General features: G+C 74.2%; 20 protein-coding genes. 6 read left to right on the top strand and 14 right to left on the bottom strand.

Annotated elements, in window-relative coordinates; all coding sequences use genetic code 11:
- Positions 1 to 6: 6 nt before the first annotated feature.
- Together K2F47_RS13820 and K2F47_RS13815 are read right to left on the bottom strand one after the other, a co-directional pair.
- Positions 7 to 1,260: a sensor histidine kinase gene (locus tag K2F47_RS13820; protein ID WP_242903252.1), complete on the bottom strand. Its 1,254-nt coding sequence runs from the start codon at positions 1,258 to 1,260 to the stop codon at positions 7 to 9.
- Positions 1,248 to 3,002, bottom strand: coding sequence for a substrate-binding and VWA domain-containing protein (locus K2F47_RS13815; protein ID WP_242903251.1), 1,755 nt, complete (start codon positions 3,000 to 3,002; stop codon positions 1,248 to 1,250). Before K2F47_RS13815 ends, K2F47_RS13820 begins: the two co-directional genes overlap by 13 nt.
- A gap of 196 nt (positions 3,003 to 3,198) precedes the next feature.
- Between K2F47_RS13815 and K2F47_RS13810 the strand changes: the two genes are divergently transcribed.
- Positions 3,199 to 3,642 carry a metallopeptidase family protein gene (locus K2F47_RS13810; RefSeq protein ID WP_242903250.1) on the top strand — a complete coding sequence of 148 codons (444 nt, stop codon included), beginning with the start codon at positions 3,199 to 3,201 and terminating at the stop codon, positions 3,640 to 3,642.
- On the opposite strand, the gene K2F47_RS13805 is transcribed toward K2F47_RS13810, so the two are convergent.
- The 4 genes from K2F47_RS13805 to K2F47_RS13790 form a co-directional block, all read right to left on the bottom strand.
- Positions 3,643 to 5,097, bottom strand: a complete 1,455-nt coding sequence (locus K2F47_RS13805) for a DUF5719 family protein (RefSeq protein ID WP_242903249.1) — start codon at positions 5,095 to 5,097, stop codon at positions 3,643 to 3,645. It abuts the gene before it with no gap.
- Entirely contained in the window at positions 5,094 to 8,333 is a 3,240-nt protein-coding gene (locus tag K2F47_RS13800; RefSeq protein ID WP_242903248.1) for a glycosyltransferase family 2 protein, read from the bottom strand. Before K2F47_RS13800 ends, K2F47_RS13805 begins: the two co-directional genes overlap by 4 nt.
- 273 nt (positions 8,334 to 8,606) lie before the next feature.
- The gene (locus tag K2F47_RS13795; RefSeq protein WP_021594342.1) at positions 8,607 to 8,870 is read right to left on the bottom strand and encodes a WhiB family transcriptional regulator; all 264 of its coding nucleotides are present in this window, start codon (positions 8,868 to 8,870) and stop codon (positions 8,607 to 8,609) included.
- A gap of 201 nt (positions 8,871 to 9,071) precedes the next feature.
- Entirely contained in the window at positions 9,072 to 10,061 is a 990-nt protein-coding gene (locus K2F47_RS13790) for a hypothetical protein (protein WP_242903247.1), read from the bottom strand.
- A gap of 179 nt (positions 10,062 to 10,240) precedes the next feature.
- Here K2F47_RS13790 and cofD point away from each other — a divergent pair, with 179 nt between their 5' ends.
- The 3 genes from cofD to K2F47_RS13775 all read left to right on the top strand — a co-directional run bounded on the left by cofD (position 10,241) and on the right by K2F47_RS13775 (position 15,287).
- On the top strand, positions 10,241 to 11,194 hold the full coding sequence (gene cofD, locus K2F47_RS13785) for a 2-phospho-L-lactate transferase (protein ID WP_242903246.1): 954 nt from the start codon (positions 10,241 to 10,243) through the stop codon (positions 11,192 to 11,194).
- On the top strand, positions 11,194 to 12,480 hold the full coding sequence (locus tag K2F47_RS13780; RefSeq protein WP_242903245.1) for a coenzyme F420-0:L-glutamate ligase: 1,287 nt from the start codon (positions 11,194 to 11,196) through the stop codon (positions 12,478 to 12,480). The genes cofD and K2F47_RS13780 overlap by 1 nt, the downstream gene beginning before the upstream one ends.
- Before the next feature lie 257 nt (positions 12,481 to 12,737).
- Complete coding sequence (locus K2F47_RS13775; protein ID WP_242903244.1) at positions 12,738 to 15,287, top strand: bifunctional FO biosynthesis protein CofGH; 2,550 nt, start codon at positions 12,738 to 12,740, stop codon at positions 15,285 to 15,287.
- Here K2F47_RS13775 and K2F47_RS13770 read toward each other — a convergent pair.
- The 5 genes from K2F47_RS13770 to K2F47_RS13750 form a co-directional block, all read right to left on the bottom strand.
- Positions 15,271 to 16,227, bottom strand: a complete 957-nt coding sequence (locus K2F47_RS13770) for a LysR family transcriptional regulator (RefSeq protein ID WP_242903243.1) — start codon at positions 16,225 to 16,227, stop codon at positions 15,271 to 15,273. The genes K2F47_RS13775 and K2F47_RS13770 overlap by 17 nt on opposite strands.
- Positions 16,228 to 16,535: 308 nt before the next feature.
- Complete coding sequence (locus tag K2F47_RS13765) at positions 16,536 to 17,543, bottom strand: DNA-3-methyladenine glycosylase family protein (RefSeq protein WP_242903242.1); 1,008 nt, start codon at positions 17,541 to 17,543, stop codon at positions 16,536 to 16,538.
- A complete protein-coding gene (gene manB, locus K2F47_RS13760; RefSeq protein ID WP_242903241.1) occupies positions 17,536 to 18,603 on the bottom strand; it encodes a mannose-1-phosphate guanylyltransferase in 1,068 nt (355 codons plus the stop codon). Before manB ends, K2F47_RS13765 begins: the two co-directional genes overlap by 8 nt.
- A 48-nt stretch (positions 18,604 to 18,651) precedes the next feature.
- Positions 18,652 to 19,809 carry a glycosyltransferase family 4 protein gene (locus tag K2F47_RS13755; RefSeq protein ID WP_242903240.1) on the bottom strand — a complete coding sequence of 386 codons (1,158 nt, stop codon included), beginning with the start codon at positions 19,807 to 19,809 and terminating at the stop codon, positions 18,652 to 18,654.
- 131 nt (positions 19,810 to 19,940) lie between these two features.
- The gene (locus tag K2F47_RS13750; RefSeq protein WP_242903239.1) at positions 19,941 to 20,651 is read right to left on the bottom strand and encodes a class I SAM-dependent methyltransferase; all 711 of its coding nucleotides are present in this window, start codon (positions 20,649 to 20,651) and stop codon (positions 19,941 to 19,943) included.
- Positions 20,652 to 20,716: 65 nt separating this feature from the next.
- On the opposite strand from K2F47_RS13750, the gene K2F47_RS13745 reads away from it, so the two are divergent.
- Together K2F47_RS13745 and trxA are read left to right on the top strand one after the other, a co-directional pair.
- Complete coding sequence (locus K2F47_RS13745) at positions 20,717 to 21,751, top strand: lysylphosphatidylglycerol synthase transmembrane domain-containing protein (RefSeq protein WP_242905964.1); 1,035 nt, start codon at positions 20,717 to 20,719, stop codon at positions 21,749 to 21,751.
- Positions 21,748 to 22,071 (top strand): thioredoxin, encoded by a 324-nt coding sequence (gene trxA / locus K2F47_RS13740; protein ID WP_214618389.1) that lies wholly within the window; start codon positions 21,748 to 21,750, stop codon positions 22,069 to 22,071. Before K2F47_RS13745 ends, trxA begins: the two co-directional genes overlap by 4 nt.
- On the opposite strand, the gene K2F47_RS13735 is transcribed toward trxA, so the two are convergent.
- From K2F47_RS13735 to K2F47_RS13725, 3 genes are read right to left on the bottom strand one after another with little or no spacing between them, the layout of a single operon-like run.
- A complete protein-coding gene (locus tag K2F47_RS13735; protein WP_242903238.1) occupies positions 22,046 to 23,218 on the bottom strand; it encodes a glycosyltransferase family 4 protein in 1,173 nt (390 codons plus the stop codon). The two genes, trxA and K2F47_RS13735, sit on opposite strands and share 26 nt — an antisense overlap.
- Before the next feature lie 4 nt (positions 23,219 to 23,222).
- Entirely contained in the window at positions 23,223 to 24,257 is a 1,035-nt protein-coding gene (locus K2F47_RS13730) for a glycosyltransferase family 2 protein (protein WP_372490850.1), read from the bottom strand.
- A gap of 39 nt (positions 24,258 to 24,296) precedes the next feature.
- Entirely contained in the window at positions 24,297 to 26,384 is a 2,088-nt protein-coding gene (locus tag K2F47_RS13725; protein WP_242903236.1) for a hypothetical protein, read from the bottom strand.
- Positions 26,385 to 26,409: the final 25 nt, after the last annotated feature.

Here is a 26,409-nt window from a genome sequence, read left to right as displayed (position 1 = left end):
GGGCGGTCACGAGGCGCGCCGTTCGGCGTCCGCGACGTCCGGCGCGCCGCCCCGGCCCGCGCCCGGGGCGTGCGGGACGACGATCGTGACCGTCGTGCCCGCGCCGGGGTCGGAGCGCAGCGCGAGCCGCCCGCCGACCCGTCGGGCCCGCTCCGCCATGCCGACCAGCCCGTAGTGGCCGTCGCGGGCGAGCAGGTCGAGCCGTCCCCCGGCGGGCGCGGCGAACCCGGCGCCGTCGTCGCGGACGGTCAGGTACAGCGCGTCGGGGGCCGACAGCAGCCGGATCTCCACCTGGCCCGCGCGGGCATGGCGTTCCACGTTGGTCAGCGCCTCCTTCAACACGGAGATGATCTCGTATCGGACGGCGACCGGGATGTCGTCGGCGAACCAGCCCTGCGTCTCGACGCGGGACGGGACGGTGCTCGCGTGGCTCCATCCGGCGGCGACGTGCAGGACGGCCGAGGGCAGCGGCATCCCGTACGCCTCCTCGCGCAGGTCGGCGATCAGCCCGCGCGCCTCGCGGGCGGCGACCTGGAGCGCGGCGAGGATGTCCTGGGCGTCGCGTTCGGCCCGGTCGGGGCACTCGCGGATCCAGACGGGCAGGGCAGCCACCGACAACGTGATGCCCTGGAGGGTCTTGGCGAGCGAGTCGTGCATCTCGCGGGCGAGGCGGGTGCGCTCCTCGGCCGCGGCGACGGCGGCCTCGGCGCGGCGGCGGACGGCCTCGGACTCGGCGTACTGGTCGAACAGGGCCCGCAGCGCGACCCCGGCGCAGGCGGCGAGCGGGTAGAAGACGGGCAGGGCGATGAGCAGCCCCGGGGAGTGCCGGTCGGCGGGCGCGGCGGCGGCCATCGCGACGAACGACAGCGCGATCTGCGTCGCGCAGACCAGCAGTACCGGGCCCCAGGTGTACAGGACGCCCGCGATCGCGGCGGTCATCACCGTGAACAGGAAGAACGGCCCGAACACGCCGCCCTCGGCGAGGACGGCGAACACGAGCAGCGCGTCCAGGCAGCACAGCAGCGGCATCCGCTGGACGGCGGGCAGCACCCGGCGCCACGCGGCACCGGCGATCACGGTCTCGACGCCGAGCACGGCGACCCCGGCGGCGAGGCGGGGGCCGAGGGCGTCCTCGGCGAGCAGCACGACCGCCATCGCGAGCAGCAGCCCGCGCAGCAGCAGGAGCAGGCGGAACGTCACCGCGAGCCGGGTCCGCACGGTCCGGTCGTCCGGCCGGGCGACGGTGATCAGTCCGGACATCGCGGGTGGTCGCAGACGCGGAGCTGGTCCGTGCGCAGGAAGAGCCGCATCACCGTTCCCGGGTTGTCGATCTTGTAGGTGCCGCCGTCGGTGGCGGCCGCGACCTCGCGCAGCGCCGGATCGGCGTCGGCGCCGAAGCCGAGCACGACGACGCTCACCGGCCGCTTCGCGTCGAAGGCTCCCCGCAGGCGCCGCACCGTCCGTTCGACCCCTTCCCGTTCCTTGCCGTGTGGGCCGTGTGGGCCTCCAGCGGTGAGAACGAGCACGATGTTGAGTTCGTTGCTTCGGTAGTTGCGCTCCACTTCGGAATAGGCCGCGTCGATGGCGTCGAACAGTCCGGGTTGCCGTCCTGGGCGCGCGCGCACGCCGGAAACGGCCTCCTGTAGGCGGAGGCGCTGGTTGCGGGCGTCCGGCGTGCGGGCGCCCAGCTCGCGCATGGGCAGCACCTTCCGGTACGGAGCGTCCAGGGTGGTGCCGGAGAGCGTCCACAGCCCGAAGGACGAGTTGTCCGGGACGAGGGTGAACCCGGTGGACAGCGCCTTCCGCATAGCGTCGAGCCGCGTCCCCTCGGGCTGTCCCCGCTTGCGCGAGCCGCTCGGCGGCATGGGCTCGGACGCCCGCCCGGACGGGTCGACCAGGGCCAGGACGTTCAGCCCCTGCCCGAGCTTGCGCCACGTCTCCTGGATCTCGGCCGCCGCGCCCGGACGCGCCACCGGGAGCGCGCGCGGGGCGTCCCGGCTCGTCCGCGTGCCGCCGATCGGCTCGGTGCCCGCCACCGGCGCGGCGTTGGCGGAGCCGTCCGCGCCGCCGGAGCCGCGCAGCCCGATCTGCCGCAGGTCCGCCACGGCCCTCGCGGTACGCAGCTCGGCGAGGAACCGCTCCGCGACGCGGCGGCGCCCCGCGTCGGCGGTGGTGACGACGAAGGGGAAGTCCAGATAGGGCGTCCCGGCGGACGGGTAGATCGTCGCGACGCGCCGCCCCGCATTCCGCGCGAACCGGTTGTGCCGCCACACGACCTGCTCGGAGACCGCGACGACCGAGGTGTCGGCGTCGTCGAACGCCGCGTCCACGCCCTTGCCGTAGGGGAGGGTCTTGGCCGTTCTGAGCATGGTGGTGAACCGGCCCAGAGCGCCCCGTCCCGCGCCGGAGGACGCCTGGAGCGCGAGCAGCGCGGCCATGCCCGTGCCGGTCCGGGCGGGGTCGGGCAGCTGGAGCCGGAACGCGGCGTCCGGGGACGTCCCGCCGCCCTCCGGCAGGAACGCGCCCCATGACCGGCGCTCCAGCTCCAGGTGGTGCCGGTTCGCGGCGACGTTCGGCATCGCGAACACGACCGGGGAGGACGCCACGGACGGGGCCCGTCCCGCGCGCGCCTTCCCGACGAGGTCGGGCCACAGCGAGGAGTCGGGAATCCACACGTCCGGCGTGCCGCGCCCGTCGCGGAAGACCCCGGCGATCTCCCCCGAGTCGGCGGCGGCGACCTTCACCGCCGCGCAGTCCCCGGCCTCCCGGCGGGCGGCGTTGAAGCGGTCGGCGGCGGCGAGCGCGGCGGGCGCGAGCGCGGGATCGGCCGTGACCGAGAGCCACTGGCCGGGGCCGTCACAGCCGGTGCCGCGCATCGCCAGCGCCCAGCCCCCGCCGCCGAGCATCAACCCCATGATCAGGGCGACCGCGGCGGCGACCGTGAGCCGGTCGCGGCTGCGCCGGGCGCGCCGCGCGGGGGACCCGGAGGACGGTGGAAGCACGGGTAGTCGGCCCTTCATGCACCCTCGGCCGCGCGGGGCCCGCAAGCGACCGCGACGCCACTGTAACCACTCTTTTAACTACACAACCACATAAAGGCACCCTTTTATGGGGGAGTTCCGGACTGGGAGTTACGGGTCCAGGAACCTGTCCGTGACCGGAAGGGGCGGCCCGCGCCCGGCGGGGTAGTCTGGACGGGTGCGATCCCGTGTGGCAGGCGTGCGGCGCCGCGATCGGCACGGTCGCGGCCTCCGTGGCCCTCTGACGCCCCCGCAGGCGCCCGTCTCGCGATCCCGGGCGGAGCGGTTCGACGACCTCGTCGCCGACGAGGTGCGGCGCCTCGGCCGGCGCTGGGGCCGGGAGCTCGCGCGGGTGGAGTTCACGGTCGAGGACGTCCCCGAGGTCGAGCCCTGGTTCGACGGCCCGGTGCCGCTCGGCCAGACCCTCGCCGGGCCGGAGCGTCGCGGCCGGGGCGGGGCGCCCGTGCGCATCGTCGTCTACCGGCGTCCCGTGGAGGCCCGCGCGGGCGGCGAGCAGGAGCTCGGCCGGCTGGTCCGCGACCTGCTCGTGGAGGAGATCGCCGACCTGCTCGGGCTCTCCCCCGAGTCCGTCGACCCGAGCTACGACTCCCCCGACGACTGACTAGGGAACCAGCGTGCCCTGGGTGTCGGCTGCTCTCGGGAGCCACTGCGTGGTGGCGGCCGGGACGATCGGCAGGACGGTGAACAGGAACCCGTCCCCCTTGCCCGTGGACATCATCCGCGCCGCGTAGACGGGCGCGGAACCCGGCTTGAGCGTGATCAGGGCGCCGAAGCCGCCATCGCCGCCGGGCGGGGGCGTGAGAGTCGTCTCGACCGTCCGTCCAGCCGGGATCGCGACCTCGCGCGACGGCCCCGGCCCCTGTCCCCCGACTGTGGTGACCTGCACGGACGAGGCGCCCGACAGCGCCGTCAGCGTCAGCACTGACTCGAAGCGGTTGTCGGCGACGACGCCCGAGGTCAGCCGGCCCGGCCCGTCGGGCGTTCCGAGCGGCGCGGTCGCGGCGCCGTAGCCGACGTCGCCGCCGCGCTCGGCCGCGAACGCGGCGACGACCGGGCGGTCGGCGACCACCCGCACCGCCGCCGGCTTGCTCGACAGCCCGAGATCGACGGGCGTCACGGTGTTGGCGGGGGCGTCCACGACGTCCTGCCCGCGCGGCGTGAACTCGCCGTCGGGGGTGACCACGCGGACCCTGACCCGCGCGTCCGCGTCACCGGGCACCGCGAGCACCAGCCGCCGCTCCCCCGACCCGCCCGGTACCCCCGGGACGACCTGCGACGCGGACGGCGCGGGCGACAGCGGCAGCCACTCGATGCCCTTCTTCTCCCCGATCCGGACGCGCAGCGACGCGGCGACCCGTCCACCGGTGGTGTGGACGCGCAGCGCCAGGTCGTGCGCGGTCTTGACGATGTCACCGAGCCCCTCGGGCGACCCGCCGATCGGCACGACCGCGGTCGTGTAGGGGGCGACGGGGGTGGCGCGGCCGTCGGTGGTGTCCAGCGGGCCCGCCTCCGACAGCGCCGTGAGGTCCACGGACGCGGGCTGGGAGTCGACGTTGGTCAGGTACAGGTCGAGCGCGTCGGCGTCGGCCGGGCCCGGGCCGAGGAACCACAGGTCGGTGCCGGGCGCGGCGCAACGCGTCCCGGCGAGGCCCCGGTCGGGCCCGCCGTCCCAGTGCGTGGTCTGCTCGGCCTCCAGCCCCGCCGCGATGCCGCCGCTCGCCCGGACCGTGTAGGAGTTCTCGCCTTCGTCGGTGTCCTTCGTCCAGCTCTGACCGGCCGTGGTCATCGACGCGAGCGGGGCGCCGCCGCGGGTCGGGGACGTGTCGATCCGTCCGCCGGAGGGGCCGCCCTTCGCCGACTGGACGCTCAGCCGCCCGCCCTCGTGCCCCGGGCAGACCGCGACGGCCGAGGTGACCGGCGTGCGAACGCCTCGCGCGTCCGCGCTGCCCGCCGCGGGACGCGACAGCGTCGCCGCGCCGTACAGGGCCGCGACGGCGACGAGCACGAGCGCGGCCGTCGCATACCGGAACCTGAGGACGAGGAGCATGGTTCTCATGGGCTGTGCTCCTCGGCCAGCGCGTCATCGTCATCGGCACTCTCGCGCGGCTCGCGCGGCTCGGGCAGGGCCAGCGTCTCGGTCGGCGGCGCGGCGCGGCGACCGCGCCGGGCACGCCGGGCGCGGCGGCCCCGGGAGCGTTCCCCGGTCGGCAGGAGCGTGCCAGGTTGCGCGCCCGGCAGCGCCAGAACCGCGACGACCAGCACGGCCACCCCCTGGACGGCGACCCACGCATGCCGCAGCGTCATACCGCGCGTCAGCGCGAAGTCGCCCCCGGCGGCGGGGACGTCATAGCCCTGGGCCCAGCCGTCCACGGTCTTTGCCTTGAGGTCGCGGCCGTCGAGCGTGGCATGCCAGCCGCCGTCCGCCGGTTCGGCCAGCAGCAGCGTGCGGGTGCCGTTGCCCGCCGGAATGCGAACGCGGGCGGCGGTCCGGCCCGCCGGGAGCGGGGTGGTCGACGATCCGTCCAGCAGCATGAGGCGCGCGGTGTTCGCCTGGAGCCGCCACACCGCGAACGTGCCGGTGCGGCTGAGGCGGGAGAGCTCGGGCGCGGCGTCCAGGACCCTGGTGACCTGGTCGGACGCGGGACGCGGGACCAGCACGTACTGGATGCCCATCCGGGTCAGCGCGGGCCCCTCGTCGCCCTCGCGGCCCCCGGCGAGCCCGGAGACGAGGTCGTCCAGCCGCCGCTTGGCCGCGCCGCCGGTAGGCGTCTCGGCCTCGCCGAGCATGGGCCGTGCGCCGCGCAGGACGGTGTAGGACACGCCTCCCGAGCCGTCGCCGCGCAGCACGAGCGTGCGCGGACCGCCCGGGGCCTGGACGAACGCCGGGATGACGTCCGGGTCGGTCCTGCCGAGGGGGCCGCCCGCGCCGCCCGCGATCCACAGCGCGGCGGCCAGCACCGGCGCGGTCAGCGCGGCGGCCAGCACGACCGCGCCGCCCGCCTTGTAGATCAGGTGGGTGCCCGCGAGGGCCTCGGTGGCGCGCTGGACGGCGGCGGTCGCGGCGAGCAGCACCCCGGCGCCCGCGAAGACCAGCGCGACGCCCGGCCAGGCCGAGCCGCTGTCGGTGCCCTTGGTGACGGTGGCGGCGCTCGTCACGATCGCGACCAGCAGCCCGAACAGGGCCAGCAGCCACCCGGCGAGGACGGCGCTGCGCCGCGCCCGCAGCGGCAGCGCGCACACCGCGACCGCCAGCAGCCCGGCCAGCGCCCACCGCGCGGACGTGCCCGGCCCGCCGGGGCTCAGCGCGAGCAGGTCGGCGGCACCGGCGGGCGCCGTTCCCCGGTGCAGGCCCGCTTCCAGCAGGAACCGGGACGGATGCAGCAGCAGGCCGACCGTCCACGGGCCGAGCAGCAGCGGCGGGACGCCGAGCGCGATGGCGAGGTTGCGGCGTCCGACCCGTCCGGGACGGTCGAACAGCGCCCACAGCAGCCCGCCGCCCGCGAGCGCCAGCGGCCACACCAGCGGGACGAACGCCGTCGCGACCGCGAGCAGCAGCGCGACCGCCCACGCGGCGCGGGCCGCGCGCTTGCGCCGCGTCCGAGGGTCGGGGGCGGGGCGCGGCAGCCCGTACATCCGCGCGACCCGCACGGCGATCAGCGGCAGCAGCACGAGCACGACCGCGGTGCCGAGCCGCCCGCCCGCGACGGCGCCGGTCGCGGCGGGCAGCAGCGCGTACACGGCGGCGAACCACACCCGGACGGCCGAGACGGGAATCCGGCGGCGGTTCGCCCGCGCGCGCCGTCCGGTCACGGGCGGCGCCAGCACCAGCACGCGGGACGCGCGGTAGGCGGTGAGCCCGGCGAGCGGCACGCTGCCGAGCAGCAGCACCGACACGGCCAGCCACGGCTTGCCGAACAGCACGGTCGAGAGCGCCGCGAGCACGCCCACATACGGCGGGCTCCCGGCGTCGCTGCCCAGCCCGGACGGATGCCAGCCGGAGACGTACTGCGCCCACAGGTCGCCCGCGCCGCCCCACGCCGGGACGAGCGCGCCGCCGCCGAGCCGTCCGCCCGCCGTGAGCAGCGTGCGCTCGGCCGCGATCGTGACGGCGGTGAGCGCGAGCACGAGCGCCACCCCCGGCCGCGCGACGAGCCGCCGGAGCAGGCCGGGCTCGTCGGGCGCGAGGTCGTCGTCGCGTTCCTCCCGGCCGCGCTCGTGGGCGGCGAGGAACTCCGACACGGCCTCGACCGCGCGGCGCGCCACGACCCACCGGGGCTGGAACCGGCGGATGCTGCGGTACACGCGTTTGCGCCCCTCGGCGCGCGCGGCCCGGGCACGCCGCAGCCGTCCGGGGGCGCGCAGCACGTCGCCGAGCGCGCCGAGCTCCTGGCGCGCCGCGTCCGGACGCTTGGTCAGCAGCAGCGCGAGCGCGTGCAGCAGCGACGCCCACACGTTGCGGACCAGCGCCCGCACCATCGCGCCGAACGGCTTGTTCGCCAGCAGCGTGCGCATCGCGTTGCGGCGGTCGAGGCGGCTCGGCGCCGTCGCCGTCATGCCGACCTCGCGGACGCCGCGCCGCGCCGCCTCCGCGTGGTACACGACGGCGTCGGTGGCGACGACGACGCGGTGCCCGGCCGCGTGGGCGCGCCAGCAGAAGTCGACGTCGTCGCGGAACATCCCGTAGTCGAGGTCGAACCCGCCGAGCCGGTTCCACACGTCGCGGCGCACGAGCATCCCCGCGCTGCCGACCGCGAGCACGTCCCGGACGCCGTCGTGCTGGCCCTGGTCGAACTCGTGCCGGTCGATGCCGGTGGCGCGGCGTCCGGCGGCGTCCATCGCGACGCCCACCTCGCGCAGCACGCGCCGGTCGTGGAAGTCGCGGACCTTGGGCCCGAGCACCGCGATACCGGGGTCGGAGTCGGCCGTGCGCAGCAGCCGCGCGAGCGCGTCGTGCGCGGGCGCCGAGTCGTCGTGCAGCAGCCACACCCACTCGGTGCGGGGCGAGCCGGGGTCGTCGTCGGGGACGGGGGCGGACGCGGCGTCCTGCCGCAGCGCCTCGGCGACGGCCTCGCCGTAGCCGGTGGTGCGGGGCAGCGTGAGGACCCGGCCCTCGCCGATCACCTCGGCGAGCACGGCGGGGCCGCGGTCGCGGCTCCCGGTGTCCACCGCGACGAGGCGCTGCACCGGCCGCGCCTGGGTCAGCAGCGCCTTGAGCGTCTCGGGCAGCCAGCGCGCGCCGTCGTGGGCGACGAGGACCGCCGTGACGACGTGGCGATCGAGAGTGGGCGACAACGATCCGCGCGATCTGTGGGACGACAATCAGCAGCCGTGCCGACCCGGGGGCCGACACGGCTGACAACTGTACGCGTGGTCGCGTGAGCACGCTCCGGATCCCCCGAGATCGGAGGAAAGCGGACCCTGTCTTTACGCCGGACGCAGTCTTCGCGCCGGACGCAGTCTGTGCGCCGGACGCACCGCTCCCCTTCGGTGCCGCCGCCCGCCGGACCCGCGCGGGCGACGCTCGTCCAGCGCTCGGACGTTGCTCAGACGGCGCTCAGACCGTGCTCACACGGCCTGGCGCTTCAGCTTCCGGCGTTCGCGTTCGGAGAGCCCTCCCCAAATACCGAAGCGTTCATCGTGCTGTAGCGCGTACTCCAAGCACTCCGTTCGCACCTCGCATGCCCGGCACACCTTCTTGGCCTCGCGAGTGGAGCCGCCCTTCTCCGGAAAAAACGCCTCCGGGTCCGTCTGCGCGCACAGGGCGCGCTCCTGCCAGCCCAACTCTTCACCGTCTGTGCCGTGCGCCAGCGGAATGACTACCTCGCTCACAGCGCACCTCCCTGCCCGTGGAGCCCCCTGGTCAACGCCCTCCCCTGAGCTGTTCCCCCGAGAAGGCATTGAAACTACACCTACGAAATTACACGCGTGTAGTGCCCGCCCCGTCAAGCGCAACGAGTTTCCGGGGAGGCATAGCGGGTTATGTCCGGACGTGCTGGTCGGCCTTTGGATGAAGATCAGTTAATCGGGGCCTCACTGCGGGGGTCGGTTGTCCCGGTACCAGTCGCCACCGTCCTGCTCACCCTGCTCGCCCGGTTGCGGCGGCATGCCCTGGGTGCCCTGCGGACCCTGCTCCTGCCCGCTACCTCCGTAGGCGCGGGTCCACTCGCCCATCTCCTCCTGCTCGGCGCCCTGACCCGGCTGCCCCGGCGGCTGGCCGGGCTGCTGCCCCGGCTGCGCGGCGGGCTGCTGACCGGCCTGGTAGCCGCCCTGGGCGCCGTACTGCTGGTAGTCCTGCCCGGGCTGGGGCGACTGCCCCGGCTGGCCGTACTGCGGCTGCTCGTAGCCCTGCTGCCCGTAGCCGGGCTGCCCGGCCTGCTGGCCGTAGCCCTGCTGCCCGGGCTGCGCGGCCTGCTGCCCCTCGGCGCCCTGCTGGTACTGCTGGTATTGCTGGTACTGCTGCTGGCCGTAACCCTGCTGCCCGACCTGGCCGTAGCCCTGCTGCTGCCCGGGCGGGCCCTGCTGGTAGCCGAATTCGCCGCCGCCGTAGCCCTGCGGCATCTGCGGCTGGCCCTGCGGGCGGGGCGGCTGCATCCCCTGGTAGATCGTGAACACGAGCCACGCACCGAGGCCGACGACCGCGAGTTTTCCGGCGCCGATGAGGAAGTAGGAGAGTTTGGTCACCGCCTCCGCGATCTGGGAGTTGGCGAGCATCCCGCCGAGCCAGCAGATGACGCCGAACAACGCGACGCCGCCGAGCACGCCGAGCCCGCCCATCGTGATGTTCCTGGCCTGCGGCGTCGGGGCGTCGCCCCAGGTCACCAGCAGGACGGCGAGCACGACGAGCGCGACCACGGCGAACTGGGTGAAGACACCGCCGCCCGTCTCGTTCAGCGCGCGGTAGCTGAATTCACCGTCGCCGCCGAGGAGCAGGATGATGCCTGCCAGCAAATGCAGACCCGCCGCGGCGAGCAATACCCAGGCGGCCGGTTCGCGCAGGCGCTGGACGGCTTCCTTGTTCACGGGAACATCTCCAGATCGAGGCAATCGGATGACACGCAAAGCTTTGCACATGACGCCCATCCGCGTCTGCGTCCTCGCGGTCCCCCGCGAGGTGTTGAACCGGCCCCGGCCGCCCGGCCCGGCGCCGGTTCCGGTCACCGGTGTCCGGGGCGCGCGGCCGGGCGGCCTAGGCTGACCGCATGAAGATCGTGGCGCTGGCGGGCGGCATCGGCGGGGCCCGCTTCCTGCGGGGGCTGCGCGCGGCGGCCCCGGAGGCGGAGATCACCGTCATCGGCAACACCGGGGACGACATCTCCCTGTTCGGGCTGCGGGTCTGTCCCGACCTGGACACGGTGATGTACACGCTCGGCGGCGGCATCAACGAGGAACAGGGCTGGGGACGCGCCGCCGAGACGTTCGCGGTCAAGGAGGAGCTCGCCGCCTACGGGGTCGGGCCGTCCTGGTTCGGGCTCGGCGACCGCGACTTCGCGACCCACATCGTCCGGACGCAGATGCTCGCGGCCGGGTACCCGCTGTCGGCGGTGACCGAGGCGCTGTGCGACCGGTGGCGGCCGGGCGTCCGGCTGATCCCGATGACCGACGACCAGGTCGAGACCCACGTGGTGGTCGACGACCCCGAGCGGGGCCGGCACGCGGTCCACTTCCAGGAGTGGTGGGTGCGGATGCGCGCGTCCGCCCCGGCGGTGTCGATCGCCCCGGTCGGCGCGGACGAGGCGAAGCCCGCGCCGGGCGTGGTCGCCGCGATCGAGGAGGCGGACGTCGTGCTGTTCCCGCCGTCCAACCCGGTGGTGAGCATCGGGACGATCCTCGCCATCCCCGGCATCCGGGACGCGGTCGCCGCGAAGACCGTCGTCGGCGTGTCCCCGATCATCGGCGGCGCGCCGGTGCGCGGGATGGCCGACGCGTGCCTGACCGCGATCGGCGTGGAGACGTCCGCGCAGGCGGTGGCCGAGCACTACGGCCTCGGCCTGCTGGACGGCTGGCTCGTCGACGACGCCGACGCGGACGTGCGGGTCGAGGGCATCGAAGTGCGCGCGCGCCCGCTGCTGATGAGCGACGCCGACGCCACGTCCGCGATCGCCCAAGCGGCACTCGACCTCGCCGTCGAACTGAAGCGGGTGGAGGACGCCTGATGAACCTCAACGTGTTCGGCGTCCCGGGGCTGCCCGAGGTGGCCGAGGGAGACGACATCGCGGCGCTGCTCCCCGCCGGAACGGTCGAGGACGGCGACGTGCTGGTCGTCACGTCCAAGATCGTGAGCAAGGCGGAGGGCCGGGTCCTGGTCGCCGACGACCGGGAGAAGGCGATCGACGCCGAGACCGTGCGGGTCGTGGCGCGGCGCACGCACGCGCGCGGCGAGACGCGGATCGTGGAGACCCGGCAGGGCCTGGTGCTGGCCGCCGCCGGGGTGGACGCGTCCAACACCGCGCCCGGCACGGTGCTGCTGCTGCCGGAGGACTCCGACGCGTCCGCGCGGCGGATTCGCGCGCGGGTGCGCGAGCTGCACGGGGTGGACGTCGCCGTCATCGTGTCCGACACGTTCGGGCGGCCGTGGCGCAACGGGCTCACCGACGTCGCGATCGGCGTCGCGGGCCTGGAGCCGATCAGCGACCTGCGCGGAAGCGACGACACGCACGGCAACCGCCTCGAAACCACCATCACCGCGGTCGCCGACGAGATCGCGGCGGCGGGCGAGCTGGTCAAGGGCAAGCTGGACGGGGTGCCGATCGCCGTCGTCCGGGGGCTGTCCGCGCTGGTCACGGACGAGGACGGGCCCGGCGCGCGGGTCCTGGTCCGCCCGCCCGACGAGGACATGTTCCGCTACGGCTCGACCGAGGTGCTGCACGCGCGCCGGACGATCCGCGAGTTCACCGCCGACCCGGTCGACCCGGCGGCGGTGCGCCGCGCGGTCGCCGCCGCGATCACCGCGCCCGCCCCCCACCACACGACGCCGTGGCGGTTCGTGCTGCTGGAGTCGGCGGAGTCGCGCGTCCGGCTGCTGGACGCGATGCGCGACGCCTGGGAGGCCGACCTGCGCCGCGACGGCTTCACCGAGGAGTCGGTCGCCAAGCGGCTGCGCCGCGGTGACGTGCTGCGCCGCGCCCCCTACCTGGTCGTCCCCTGCCTGGTCATGGACGGCTCGCACGACTACCCCGACGAGCGCCGCGCGCAGGCCGAACGCGAGATGTTCGTGGTCGCCGCCGGTGCCGCCGTGGAGAACCTGCTGGTCGCGCTGGCGGTGGAGGGCCTCGGCTCCTGCTGGGTGTCGAGCACGTTGTTCTGCCGCGACGTCGTCCGCGAGGCCCTGGACCTCCCCGGCACCTGGGACCCGATGGGCGCCGTCGGCCTCGGCCACCCCGCCGCCCCGCCCCGCGAGCGCCCCCCGCGCTCCCCCGACACCTTCATCGAACTCCGCTGACCCGGGAATACCTAGCCAGCGCCAACGGCTGCACCAGCAGCAAGCCGCCGTCCGTAACCTCAGCCGTCAACGACCCCAGCGTTGCGATCGCGTCCGAAGGCAGGTTCGAGCCTGCGAGAACCTGATCGCGAAGCGAGCCGCCAGGCGAGTTCGGAGCGATGCCAGCGATCGCCGCATCGCCCGTTGAAGGGAGGCGCGCCAGCGCCGACCGCCGAGGGTGACGCCAAAAAATATGACGATTGGCATAGAGTGCCCGCATGGAGGCCATTGAGAACTCCGTGCGGCGGGCCCTGGCCCGCGCGCGTGACGGCAAGACGCTGGACCGATCCGAGGCCACGACGCTGCTCGGCGCCCGCGGGGCGCAGCTCGACGATCTGCTCGACCACGCCGCCCGGACGCGGGACGCCGGGCTGGAGGCCGCCGGGCGGCCCGGCGTCATCACCTACAGCCGGAAGGTCTTCATCCCCCTGACCCGGCTCTGCCGCGACCGGTGCGGGTACTGCACGTTCGCGACCGTCCCGCACCGGCTCGACTCGCCCTACCTGGGCCCGGACGAGGTGCTGGAGATCGCGCGGCAGGGCGCGGCGATGGGGTGCAAGGAGGCGCTGTTCACGCTCGGGGACCGGCCCGAGGACCGGTGGCGTCCCGCGCGCGAGTGGCTGGACGCGCACGGGTACGACGACACGCTGTCCTATGTGCGGGCGATGGCGATCCGGGTGCTGGAGGAGACCGGGCTGCTGCCGCACCTGAACCCGGGCGTGCTGACGTGGCGCGACTTCCAGCGGCTCAAGCCGGTCGCGCCGTCCATGGGGATGATGCTGGAGACGACGGCGACGCGGCTGTTCAGCGAGCGGGGCGGGCCGCACTTCGGGTCGCCGGACAAGGACCCGGCCGTGCGGCTGCGGGTGCTGGAGGACGCCGGGCGGACGAACGTCCCGTTCACCACCGGCATCCTCATCGGCATCGGCGAGACCGTGGCGGAGCGCGCGGACGCGATCTTCGAGATCCGGCGGACGATGCGCGAGTACGGGGCGATCCAGGAGGTGATCGTCCAGAACTTCCGCGCGAAGCCCGACACGAAGATGCGCGACACCCCCGACGCCGAACTGGAGGAGCTGGCCGCGACGATCGCGGTGACGCGGCTCGTGCTCGGGCCGAAGGCGCGGGTGCAGGCGCCGCCGAACCTCGTCGCCGACCAGTTCGCGCTGATGCTGCGGGCGGGGATCGACGACTGGGGCGGGGTGTCGCCGCTGACGCCCGACCACGTGAACCCGGAGCGGCCGTGGCCGCAGATCGAGGAGCTGGCCGAGCGGACCGCGCAGGCGGGATTCGCGCTGCGGGAGCGGCTCACGATCTACCCCGAGTACGTGCGGCGCGGGGAGCCGTGGCTCGATCCGCGGCTGGCCGGGCACGTCGCGGCGCTCGCCGACCCGGCGACGGGCCTGGCGCGCGAGGACGCCGTGCTGGAGGGGCGGCCGTGGCAGGAGCCCGACGGCGGCTTCGCGGCGTCCGGCCGGACCGACCTGCACACCGAGATCGACACCGCCGGCCGGACGACCGACCGCCGCGACGACTTCGACGAGGTCTACGGCGACTGGGACGCGCTCAAGGAGCGGATGGCGGTCCCGGCCCGCTTCGACGCCGACGTGAAGGCCGCGCTGGCCGCCGCCGAGAAGGACCCCGCCGGGCTGTCGGACGACGAGGCCCTCGCCCTCCTGCACGCCGAGGGCCCCGAGCTCGACGCGCTCACGAGGCTGGCCGACGACCTGCGGCGCGACGCGTCCGGCGACGAGGTCACCTACGTCGTCACGCGGAACATCAACTTCACCAACGTCTGCTACACCGGCTGCCGTTTCTGCGCGTTCGCCCAGCGCCGCACGGACGCGGACGCCTACACTCTGTCACTCCAGCAGGTCGGCGACCGGGTGGACGAGGCGTGGGAGGCGGGCGCGACCGAGGTGTGCATGCAGGGCGGCATCCACCCCGACCTGCCCGGCACCGCCTACTTCGACCTCGCGCGGCAGGTGAAGCGCCGGGCGCCGGAGATCCACCTGCACTCCTACAGTCCGATGGAGGTCGTCAACGGCGCGTCCCGCACGGACATGTCGATCCGCGAGTGGCTCCAGGCCGCGCGCGAGGCGGGGGTCGACTCGCTGCCCGGGACCGCCGCCGAGATCCTCGACGACGACGTCCGCTGGGTGCTGACCAAGGGCAAGCTGCCCACCGACCAGTGGGTCGAGGTCGTCACGACCGCGCACGAGCTCGGGATGCCGACGACGTCCACGATGATGTACGGGCACGTGGACACCCCGGCGCACTGGGTCGCGCACATCAAACTGCTGCGGTCCATCCAGGAGCGGACGGGCGGGTTCAGCGAGTTCGTGCTGCTGCCGTTCGTGCACCACAACTCGCCGATCTACCTCGCGGGGCTGGCGCGCCCGGGGCCGACGGCGCGGGAGAACGTCGCGGTGCACGCGCTGGCCCGCGTCCTGCTGCACGGCGCGATCTCCAACATCCAGACGTCCTGGGTGAAGCTCGGCGACGAGCTGTGCACGCGCGTCCTCCAGGGCGGGGTCAACGACCTCGGCGGGACGCTGATGGAGGAGACGATCAGCCGCATGGCGGGGTCGGAGAACGGCTCGTTCAAGGCCATCAGCGAACTGGAGGCGATCGCGGCGCGCGCGGGCCGTCCCGCGCGGCAGCGCACGACCCTCTACGGCGAGGTCCCGGCCGAGCGCGTCGAGGCGGCCCGCCGCACCGACGGCATCGGCGCCTTCGGCCGCCTCCCCCTCACTCCGCTGCGCTAGGGAGGCCGCGGAAGAGGGTGGACCGCCCCGCCGCCAGCTCGTCGGCGGAGCGGCGCAGCGCGTCCAGGACGGCGCGGACGGACGGCCGGACGTCCGCGCCGGTCCGTGTCCACAGCACCATACGGCGGTCCACCCGGGCGTCGGCGATGTCGCGGACGACGATGCCCTCCTCCAGCTCCGCCAGCGCGAGGTCGGGCGCCAGGCACGCCGCCCCGCCCCGCGCGATCATCGCGAAGATGACCAGCATGTCGTTGGAGCGGTAGCGGACGTTCGGGCGGAACCCGCCGAACTCCACGCACGTCCGCTCCATCACGTCGGCGTGGTTGGTGCCGACATGGCCGGTCGCCCACGGGGTCTCCGCCAGCTCGGCCATCCGCAGCGGGCCGGGGTCCTGGGCGAGCGGGTGCGCCTCGGGCAGCGCGACCCGCATCTTCTCGGTGATCAGCACTTCCGAGCTCAGCTCCGGACGGCGCGGCCGGGGCAGGTGCGAGTACTCGTCGGTGAGCACCACGTCGATCTCCTGGAGGACGAGCGCCTGGAGCACCCGGCCGAACTCCTCCTCCAGCACGTCCACGACCAGCTCGGGGTAGCGCTCGGTGAGCCCCGGCAGCGCGGGCGCGAGGACGTGCACCAGCGCCGTCTGGAACCCGACGACCCGCACGACGCCCGCGACGCGTCCGCTGGCGGCCAGCGCCGCCTCCTCGGCCCGGTGCGCGCCCGCGAGCAGCGCCTCGGCGTGCCCGGCGAGCACGTCGCCCGCCTCGGTGAGCCGCAGCCGCCGCCCGGCGCGCTCGACCAGCCGGACGCCCACGTCCTTCTGGAGCTGGGCGAGCTGCTGGGAGACCGCCGACGGGCTGTACCCGAGCGCCTCGGCGACCGCCCCGACGGTGCCGCGCAGCTTCAACTCCCGCAACACCCGCAACCTGCCCAAGTCCAGCATAGTGAAGAGATTCTTACACAATTCGTCCAGAAATGGTCGCTGGACCTGAACGGTGGACCGAGTCAGACTGAACATGCGACAGGAAAGGGACGGCGACCCCGATCCCCCGGTCGCCCCGCGCGGGAACGTCCGAACCCCTGGTTCAGGGGGTCATACGCGATCCCAAGGAACGAACATGTTGATCATGCTAGGCCTCATCGTCGCCGCGGCCGTGCTCGGGCCCCTCTTCGGGGCCGACAGCAGGGACGGCCTCGACTGGACGCCCAACGCATTCTGGCTGCGCCGCCGCGACACCTACGCCCGCAGGTTCAGAAGGAGCGATAGTCCCGCACCGGCAGCCGGGGGCCGCGCCTCGGCGGACGCCTGCCGGACGATTCCAGCAGCCGGGTGACCCGGTACCGGTGCCCGGCGTACGGCTCCAGCAGTTCGAGCATCCCGGCGTCGTCGACCTTGCGGCCGATCAGCGCCCAGCCCACCATCCCGGGCACGTGGTAGTCGCCCACGGAGACGGCGTCGGGATCGCCCACCGCGCGCTGGCGGGTCTCGGCGGCGGTCCAGACGCCGACGCCCGGCAGCGTCCGCAGCCGGGCCTCGGCCGGGTCGGCCTCCAGGCGGGCGGCGACGCGCGCGGCGGTGATGATCGTGCGGGCGCGGACGGCCTCCAGACCCGAACGGTGCCATTCCCAGGAGGGGACGCGGGCCCAGACGGCGGGCGGCGGCGGGACGCGCATGCGCAGCTCGGGGGGCGCTCCCGGCGCGGGCTCCCCGAACCGGCGCAGCAGGTAGCCCCAGGCGCGGTACGCCTCCTCGCTGAGCACCTTCTGCTCCATGACGGCGGCCACGAGCGCCTCGAAGACGCGGTTCGTCCGGCCGATGCGCAGCCCGGGACGGCGCGCCATCTGCTCCCGGACGATGTCGTGGTGCGCGCGGAGCCCCTCCGGCGCGTCACCCTCCCCGAGCAGGGCGGGGACCCCGTCGAGCAGCCATCCGGCGCCCGGGCCCCACGCCGTGCAGTAGACGACGTCTCCGCTATGGAATAGGCGGATGGTTCCCGCGCCGTCCGGAGTGTGGGATGTTCTCCAGGTCGCACCGTTCCGGTCGACCTGGAACGCCGGATCATGCGGTCCGCGCCGATGCGGCGCGAGGACGGCTGACAGGTCGAGCGGCCACGGCGGGCGCCACTCCCGCCGCTGCGATCCGTGCTCGGGGAGCCGCCCAGCGGTCGGCTCCCCGGCCCGCGCGGGCGCCAGGCCCTCGGGAGGCACCGTGCGTTCAGGAGGCGCCGTGCTCTCAGGAGGCGCCGTGCGTTCAGGCATCGGTGGAGAACCGGACGGCCGTCGGCGGCAGCTCGATCCCGGGCCAGACGCGCAGGCCGCCGCGCAGCTCGTTGCCCGGGCCGACCACCGCGCCGTCGCCGAGGATCACGTCGTCGAGGACGGCGCCCGGCCCGACCCGGGCGCCCCGGCTCAGCACCGAACCGCGCACGGTCGCGCCCTCGGCGACGAACGCGTCGTCCAGCAGGACGCTGCCGAGGACGGTCGCGCCCGCCTCGACGACCGCGCCGCGGCCGACCGTGGTGCCGCCGCGCACGACGGCGCCGGGGGACACGTTCGCGCCGGTCAGCGTGAGCCGCTCGCCCGGCTCGCCGGGCATCGCGGGCGAGGCCAGCTTGCCGAGCACGAGGTCGCAGGACCCGCGGACGAACGCCTCGGGCGTCCCGACGTCCAGCCAGTAGCCCGACTCGACGTAGCCCATCACGACCGCGCCGGACGCGATCAGCGACGGGAACGTCTCGCGCTCCACCGAGACGACCTCGTCCTCGGCGATCGTGTCGATCGCGGAGCGGCGGAACACGTAGCAGCCCGCGTTGATCTGGTTCGTGACGGGATGGGAGGTCTTCTCCAGGAAGGCGGTCACCCGTCCGGTGTCGTCGGTGGGGACGCAGCCGAACCGCGACGGGTCGGGGACCTCGGTGAGGTGCAGCGTCACCGCCGCCTCCGCCCGCTCGTGCACCGCGACCTGCACCTGGACGTCGTGCCCGGACAGGATGTCGCCGTTGAGGATCAGCACGGGGTCGTCGGGCTTGGCGGTGAGCGCCTTCGCCGCGTTGCGGATCGCGCCGCCGGTGCCGAGCGGCTCGTGCTCGCTGACGTAGGCCAGGTCGACGCCGTAGGCGTGGGTGCCGAAGGCCGCCTCGAACATCTCCGCCCGGTAGGAGGTGGCGAACACGATCCGGTCGACCCCGGCCGCGTGCGCGCGGGCGAGCTGGTGCGCGAGGAAGGCGACGCCCGCCGTCGGCAGCAGCGGCTTCGGAGTGGAGATCGTCAGCGGGCGCAGGCGGGTGCCCTGCCCTCCCACCAGCAGGATCGCTTCCACGGAGGTCCCTTCTCAAAGCCCTGGCTCGCGGCTGTAACGCGAGCCAGGCTAGTGGGTGCGCGACCCCTGGGACGCCCGGTGCTCCTCCACCGCCTTGCCGTAGGACGCGATGTGCGCGCGGGCCGACTCCGCCCAGCTGAACTCGTGCGAGCGGGCGTGCGCGGCCTCGGCCAGGCTCGCGCGGCGGCCCGGATCGGCGATGAGCTTGGCCAGCGCCGACGCGATCCCGTCGGGGTCGGGCGTCGTGTAGGCGACCGCCTCGCCGCCGACCTCCGGCAGCGGGCCGCGCCGCGTCGTCAGCACGGGCGCCCCGCACGACATCGCCTCCAGCACCGGCAGCCCGAACCCCTCGCCGAGGCTCGGCAGCGCCACCAGCAGCGCGCCGCCGAAGAAGCCCGGCAGCGACGACCACGACAGGTAGCCCGGGCGCAGCACGCGGAGCTGCGGCGGGACCGCCGCGATCGCCGCGTCGACCGCGTCGTCCCACCCGCCGCCGCCCGCCAGCACCAGCGCGGGCGGGTCGGGCAGCCCGGCGCAGGCCCGCGCCCAGCCGCGGATCAGGTTCGGGACGTTCTTGCGCGGCTCCAGCGCCCCGAGATAGGCGATGTAGGGGCGTCCGTGCAGGCCGAGCCGGTCGGACACCTGCTTGGTCTCGGGCTCGGTCGGACGGTGGAACACCTCGTGGTCGACGCCGTGGTAGGCCACGTCGATGTGCGCGGGGTCGGCGCCGAGCAGGCGGACCAGCTCGTCGCGCGTCGCCCGGGACGGCGCGATCAGCCGGGTCGCGCGCCGCGCGGCGGTGCGGGTCGCGGACTTGATGTAGGTCGTCCGGACCGGGTCGTGCTTCTCCGGCTCGGCGAACAGCGTCACGTCGTGGATCGTCACGACGGTGGGCAGGCTCGCGCTCACCGGCATCGTGTAGGTCGGCAGGTGGAGCACGTCCGCGCCGACGCTCGCGGCGACGTGCGGCAGGCCCGTCTGCTCCCAGGCCAGCCGGGTCGCGCGGTGCGCGAGGCCTGGCGGCCCGGAGACGATGCGGGTGCCCGGCACGAGCCGTTCGTACCGCTCCTGGTCGGCGCGCTGGCAGGCGACGGCGAGATCGGCGCCCTGCGCGTGCAGGGCCGTCAGCAGTCCGTCGACGTACCGGCCGAGCCCTCCCCTGTCGGCGGGCACGGCCGTTGTGTCCAGCAGGATCCGAGGCGCCACGGTCCACTCCCCCATCCCGGCCCCGGGTCAGCGATCCGGGGCCGCAGTGGCGTAGATCACTCTTTACTGACGAGCCTACGCCCCGCCGGGGACGGATTCGCGCGACCTGTGGCACGCGCGCCCGGGTTTACCTAAACGGGACGTTTGCGCGCGTGGATCAGGACGATGCTGCCGCGCTCGTTCGGCGCCGACCGGTCGGCCAGCGCGACCAGCGGGGCCAGCGGCGCGGCCGCGTTGAAGCCGACCTTGCCGCCGTAGGTGGACAGCGACAGGTAGAGCCGCTCGGTCGCCGCCGTCCGGAACTGGTAGGAGTGGCGGACGAGGTCCAGGCCCCGCTCGTCCATCAGCTTCCCGAGGCTGCCGTGGGTGTAGGTGTGCTGGACGTGGTACTTCGCCTTGTGCGCGTCGCGCAGCTTCGGCCACGCGTCGGCGCGGCTCAGCACGTCGGCGGACATGAATATCTCACCGCCCGGCTTGAGCACCCGGGCCATCTCGTCCAGCGATCTGCCGCCGTCGTCGAAGTGCTCGATCGCGCAGACCGACAGGATCGCGTCGAACGAGGCGTCGCCGAACGGCAGCCGCAGCGCGTCGCACTCGATCAGCGCGGGCGCGTTCGCGAGCGTCCGGCCGTAGACCATCTTGCCGCGCGCGAGGTCGATCGAGACGGCCTCCGCGCCGCGCCGGCGGGCCTGCCCGGCCCAGTAGCCGTCGCCCCCGGCGACGTCGAGGACACGCCGACCGCGCAGGTCGCGTCCCATCCACGACAGGAGCGTCCCCGCCTCGCGGTAGCGGCACACATGCACCTGGTGCCCCATGAAGGCGACCACATCCGAGATTTTCATCGCATCCAACTGTAGGGCGAGAGCGTGGCAGGGAGGTCACGTTCGCCTACCCTGGGCGGGTGAAGATGAAGGCCGTCGCAATGCGGGCCCTCCGCGTGCTGCTCGTCCTGCTCGCGCTCGCCTTCTGCGCCTACAGCGTGGTCGACCAGTGGGACGCGACGACGCGGGCGTTCCGGGAGATGTCCTGGGCGACGCTCGCCGGGTCGCTCGCCGTGGGCCTCGCGGGCCTGTTCACGTGGATGCTCGGCTGGCGCACCTTCCTCGCCGGGCTCGGCTCGCCGCTGGCGCTGCGCCCCGCGTTCCGGATCTCCGCGATCTCCCAGCTCGGCAAGTACGTGCCGGGCAAGGTGTGGGCGCTGGTCACCCAGATCGAGATGGCGCGCGAGCACAAGGTGCCCGCCGAGCGGAGCTTCGGCTCGACGCTGCTGGCGGTCGCCTCGTCCACGGCCTGCGGGCTCGCCGTCGCGGCCGCGACGCTGCCGCTGACCTCCGCCGCCGCGCGCGAGAAGTACTGGTGGCTGTTCCCGCTCGCGCCCGTCATGCTCGCGGCCCTGCACCCGAAGATCGTGACGTGGTGCCTCGACACGATGCTGAAGCTCATCCGGCGGCCGCCGCTGGAGCAGCCGGTCAGCCTCGGCGTGACGCTGCGCGCCGTCGGCTGGACGGTGCTCGGGTGGGTGCTGTTCGGCGTCCACACGTGGATGCTGTGCGTGGCGGTGGGCGGTGACGGCGCGGGACTGCCGTTCCTCGCCACCGGCGCCTACGCGCTCGCGTTCGTCGCGGGGTTCCTGGTCTTCATCGCGCCCGGCGGGATCGGCGCCCGGGAGGCCGCGCTGACCGTCGTGCTGACGCCGGTGCTGCCCGCGGGCGCACCGGTCGTGGTCGCGATCGCCTCCCGCGTCCTGCTGACGATCGCCGACCTGCTGAACGCGGGCGCCGCCCTGCTGCTGGGGCGGGGCCCCGGGGACCCGGCGCCGCTGTCGCCCGAACCGTCCGAGCCGGGCGAGCCTGGCCTGCCTGGTCAGCCCGGCGAACCCGGGAATGAACCCGCCCCTGAGGCGCTTGTCAGGGGTACACCGCAAACGAAGGAGGGACCGTGACGGCCCCGATCACCGTGACCGACGCGACGTTCACCGAAGAGGTCCTCAAGAGCGACACTCCGGTACTGGTCGACTTCTGGGCCGACTGGTGCGGTCCCTGCCGCATGATCGCTCCGATCCTGGAGCAGATCGCGCAGGAGCAGGACGGCAAGATCCGGATCGCGAAGATCGACTACGACGCCAACCCGAAGACGCCGCAGGAGTACGGCGTGATGGGCCTGCCGACCCTGCTGCTCTACAAGAACGGCGAGGTCGTCGAGCAGATCGTCGGCGCCAAGCCGAAGCGCGCGCTGCTCAAGGTCCTCGAACCGCACCTCTGATCGCGCCGGTCAGTACGTCGAGATAGGCGGCCCACACCGGGCCGTGGTCGACCGGGCGGACGCCGGAGCGCAACCGCTCCGGCTCCCCCGGCGCGTAGAAGCGTTCGAGCGCGCGGGTGAGGGCGGGGACGTCGTCCGGGGCGCAGACGATGCCGTCCTCCCCGTCGCGGACCTGCTCGCCGAACCCGCCCACGTCGGTGGCGATCACCGGCAGGCCGTACTCATGCGCCATCCACACGTTCTGCGACGCGGTCGCCGTCCGGTAGGGCAGAACGAGCGCGTCCGCGGCGGCGAACAGCCCCGGCACGTCGGCGGCGGGCACGTAGCCGGGACGTAGCTCGACGCGGTCGGTGAGCCCCAGTTCCGCGATCAGCGCGCGGGTCTCGTCCAGCCCGCCCCAGAACTCGCCCGCGACCGTCAGCGCGACGCCGTCCAGGCCGCTCCGGGGGGTGCGGGGGGTCGTCCCCCCGCAAGAGACCGGCCCGGCGGCGAGCGCGCGGAGCAGGACGTCCAGGCCCTTGTAGGGACGGACGATCCCGAAGAACAGCAGCCTGCGGCGGACCTTCCCGTCCGGCGGCGCTGCCTTGGCGGCCGCCGGAAGGTGCGCGGGCATCTCCGCCACCCGGACGGGACGCTTCGTCAGGCCCCGCGCCAGATCGGCCTGCGCCTCGCTGTGGACGAGCACGCCGTCCACCCGACGCAGCAGCCGCTTCATCAGCGGCACGTCGTACGGCTTGCGCTCATGCGGCAGCACGTTGTGGCACAGCGCCACCACGGGCGTGTTCCGCCGCAGCCCACTCAAGATCCCCAAATACGACGGCACCTGGACGGGGCTCAGCACCGCCAGCACCACCAGGTCGCGGTCGCGCAGCGAGCGGCCGGTGCGCCACCAGCCGTCCGGACGGCGCCAGTCGAGCCGGCGCCGCGTCCCCGGGAACGGGTCGCCCTCGGGCTCGGAGATCGTCTGCTGCCCCGGATACAGGAACCCCGGGTACTGGGCGCGCCACGACTCGATCACGACCTCGTGGCCGGCGGCCGACAGCCGGTGCGCCAGCTCGGTCGTGTGGTGGGCGCCGCCGCCCTTGAACGGGAACGCGGGGCCGACGACGGCGATCCGCAGCGAGGCCCTGCCCGTCTCGCTGGCCATACCGCTAGACGTCGCCGCGCGAGCGGACGATGAGGTCGGCCAGCAGCGCCAGCGAGGCGATGATCAATCCCGTCACGAAGATCATGATGGTGTTGTTGGCGAAGTAGCCGAAGTGCACGACCATGTCGAACACGCCCTTGAGCAGCCCGATCACGATCAGCCAGAGCGCGAGCGGCATCAGCACCTTGAGCGGGTTGAAGTACATGACCATCCGCAGCACCTGGAGGATGTAGCGGTAGGCGTCCTTGGTGAAGTGGAACTTCGACTTCCCGGCCCGCTTGGCGTAGTTGATCGGCATGTACCGCACCGGGTGCTGGTTCGACAGGAACGCGATCGTGATCGTCGTGACGCAGGAGAACCCGGGCGGCAGCAGCCGCAGGTAGGGCAGCGAGACCTCGCGGCGGAACGCGCGCAGCCCGGAGTTGAGGTCGGGGATCTTGGTGTTGGTGAGCCGCTCGGCGACCTTGCGGATGAACCACTTGGCCGGGACGCGCAGCGCCTTGTGCGTGCCCTCCTCGCTGGTGCGCGCGCCGACGACCTGGTCGATCGAGGGGTCGGAGTCCAGCGCCTCGACCAGCTCGGGGATCCGCTCGTTCGGGTAGGACATGTCGGCGTCGGTCCACACGACGATCTCGCCGCGGGCCTGCTGCGACCCGATCCGCCGGACGGTGCCCGACCCGCTGTTGTGCTGGAACGCCATGATCCGCATGTTCGGGAAGCGGGGCGCGGCCTCCCGGAGGCGGGCGAGCGTCTCGTCGGTCGAGCAGTCGTCGACCGCGAGGAGTTCATACGATTTTCCGCTGCCGTCCATCGCCTCCGTGATCCGCTCGACCTCGTCGATCACGTGGTCCTGCTCGTTGTAGCAGGGCAGGACGATCGTGACGTGGACGGGCTCGGGCGGCAGGTCGGCGAGCTCGAAGTCGAGCGCGGGATCGGGCGCCGGCACCGCTGGTTCCGTCACCGTTTCAGCCGGCATGGCGGCCTGCTCGGTCGTCGGTGCGGCGGGCTGGGACGTTGACATGGCGGGCTGGGTACTCACGCAGGGCGAGAATACTCGCCCGCGCGGGGCGCGGCGGCCTTACGGGCGGGGCGGCTCGGCGATCCACACCTCGACGGTGAGGCCCCAGGTGCTGCCGGGCGGGCCGGTCAGCGTCCGGCCGTCCTGCCGGGTGGACAGCGCGAGCGCGCGTGTCGCCTGGCCGTACCGGGCGACCTGGCCCGGCTCCGCCCCCATGATCACCGGACGCCGGCCGGCGGCGTACACGCGGCCGATGACGCGCCGTACGTCGGCGGGTCGCGCCGACGAGACGGTCCGCGCGGCGGGCAGCCCGCACATGCTGCGGATCACCTGGAGGAAGCGGTCGGCGGTGGCGCGCTCGATGACCACGACCGAGCGGCCGGGACCGAGCCTGTCGCACAGCCCGTCGACGGCGGCGCGCTCGTGCTGGTCGGTGCGGGAGATCATGATCTTGCCGGACGTCATGACGATCGGCACCAGCGCCAGCAGCACGAGGACCGCCGCCACCGGGCGGACGACGCGCGGCCCGTACCCGAGGCGCCGCACCCGGCGCGCCATCCAGGCCATCGTGAACACGGTGAACAGCAGCAGCCCGGGGATCGCGAGGCCGAGCAGCCGCCGGGACGCCCACGGGTGGTCGGGGGTGATGCCGGGCCGCAGCAGCACCTGCGCGGTCGTCCAGACGATGACCGCGTAGGGCAGCAGCCATTCCGGCGAGCGGCCGCGCATCAGCCGCCGCGCCAGCAGCGCCGCGCCGAACGTGGCGAACAGCAGCGCGGGCACGCCGATGTACCAGACCATCCAGTACAGCGACAGCTCCGAGTACTGCCGGGTGCCGTCCAGCGCCATGCCGTTGATCCGCTGGACCTGCTCGATGAAGTAGGCGTTGAGCTTGTCGTCGGGGTTGGTCGGGACGCGCCGGACGGTCTGCACCAGCGGCCGGACGGCGAACGCCAGCATCACGAGGACGGTGAGCACGGCGGCGGCGTCCGGCAGCCGCCCGCGCCCGGCGGCCGCCGCGAACGCGCGCAGCCGGGACCCGGTGCGCTCCCAGCGCAGGAGCAGCACCATGGCGCCGGTCGCCACCGCCACGGCGGCGGTGAGCACCAGCAGCGGGTAGAGCGAGGTGTGCAGGTAGCGCAGGTAGGGCCGGGACAGCACGAACCCCTCGACCAGCCCGCCGCCCGCGCCGAGCGCGAGCCCGGCGGCCAGCGGGTAGCCGGTGCGGCGGCCCCGCGCGACGAGCAGCCCGGCGAACGCCGCCACCGGCAGCACGTCCCGCAGCCCGTCGATGCGGACGAGCACGACCAGCCCGAGCGCGAGCCCGGCGAGGAACGCCTTGGCCCGCGCCGACCGCGCCTCCTCGGTCCGGACGTCGTGCAGCAGCGCGAGCCCGCCGAGCAGCAGCACGAGTGCGGGCAGTTCGCTGAGCGTCGAGCGCGAGGCCCACAGCATCGGCAGCGTCAGCGCGAGCAGCAGCGCGCCCGCGGGCGCCCAGCGGGGCCCGACCAGCCGCGCGACCAGCCCCGCGAACGCGAGCACGCAGCACGCGCCGAGCAGCGGCGCCATCAGCAGCATGCCCTGCGTGCCGCCGATCCAGCCGCCGAGCGCGAGCACGATCGGCAGCCCGGCCATGAACTGCGGGACGATCGAGCCGTGGTACTCGTAGAACGCGGGGCCCGCGTACGCCAGCGCCCGGTCGTCCCCGCCGAACGCCCCCTCCATGCGCGGGATCGGCAGCGAGCCGTGCCCGGTCAGCCAGGACGCGAACTGCACGTACGAGGCCGGGTCGCGGCGCACGATGATCTGCTCGGAGCACATCGCCACCTGGAGGACCAGGAACGCTCCCGTCACCGCGAGGACGGCGCCGGTCGTCCACCACGACACCGAGCCGAGCCCGCCCGGGTCGGGAGTGTCCAGGACATCCGCGTCGTCCTCCCTGCCCATGCGCGGGCGGGACCGCAGCCCCTGCCACAGCGCCAGCCCCGCGACCGGCACGAACAGGGCGATCGCCGGGCCCGGCCGGAACGCGCCCGCCAGCAGCAGCGGCAGCGAGACCGCCAGCCACGCCACCAGCAGCAGCGCCGGCGCCACGGTGACCCGTGTGAGCAGCCGGCCCGCGCTCAGGCCCATGCGGTGGGAGTTCATCGGAGCGGAGCGTAGCGGTCCGAGC

Origin of the sequence: Actinomadura terrae (genome assembly GCF_022751215.1) — a bacterium.
Taxonomy (GTDB): Bacteria; Actinomycetota; Actinomycetes; order Streptosporangiales; family Streptosporangiaceae; genus Spirillospora; species Spirillospora terrae.
Note: the sequence above shows the minus strand (reverse complement) of the source record. Positions and strands in the feature narration are given on the sequence as shown.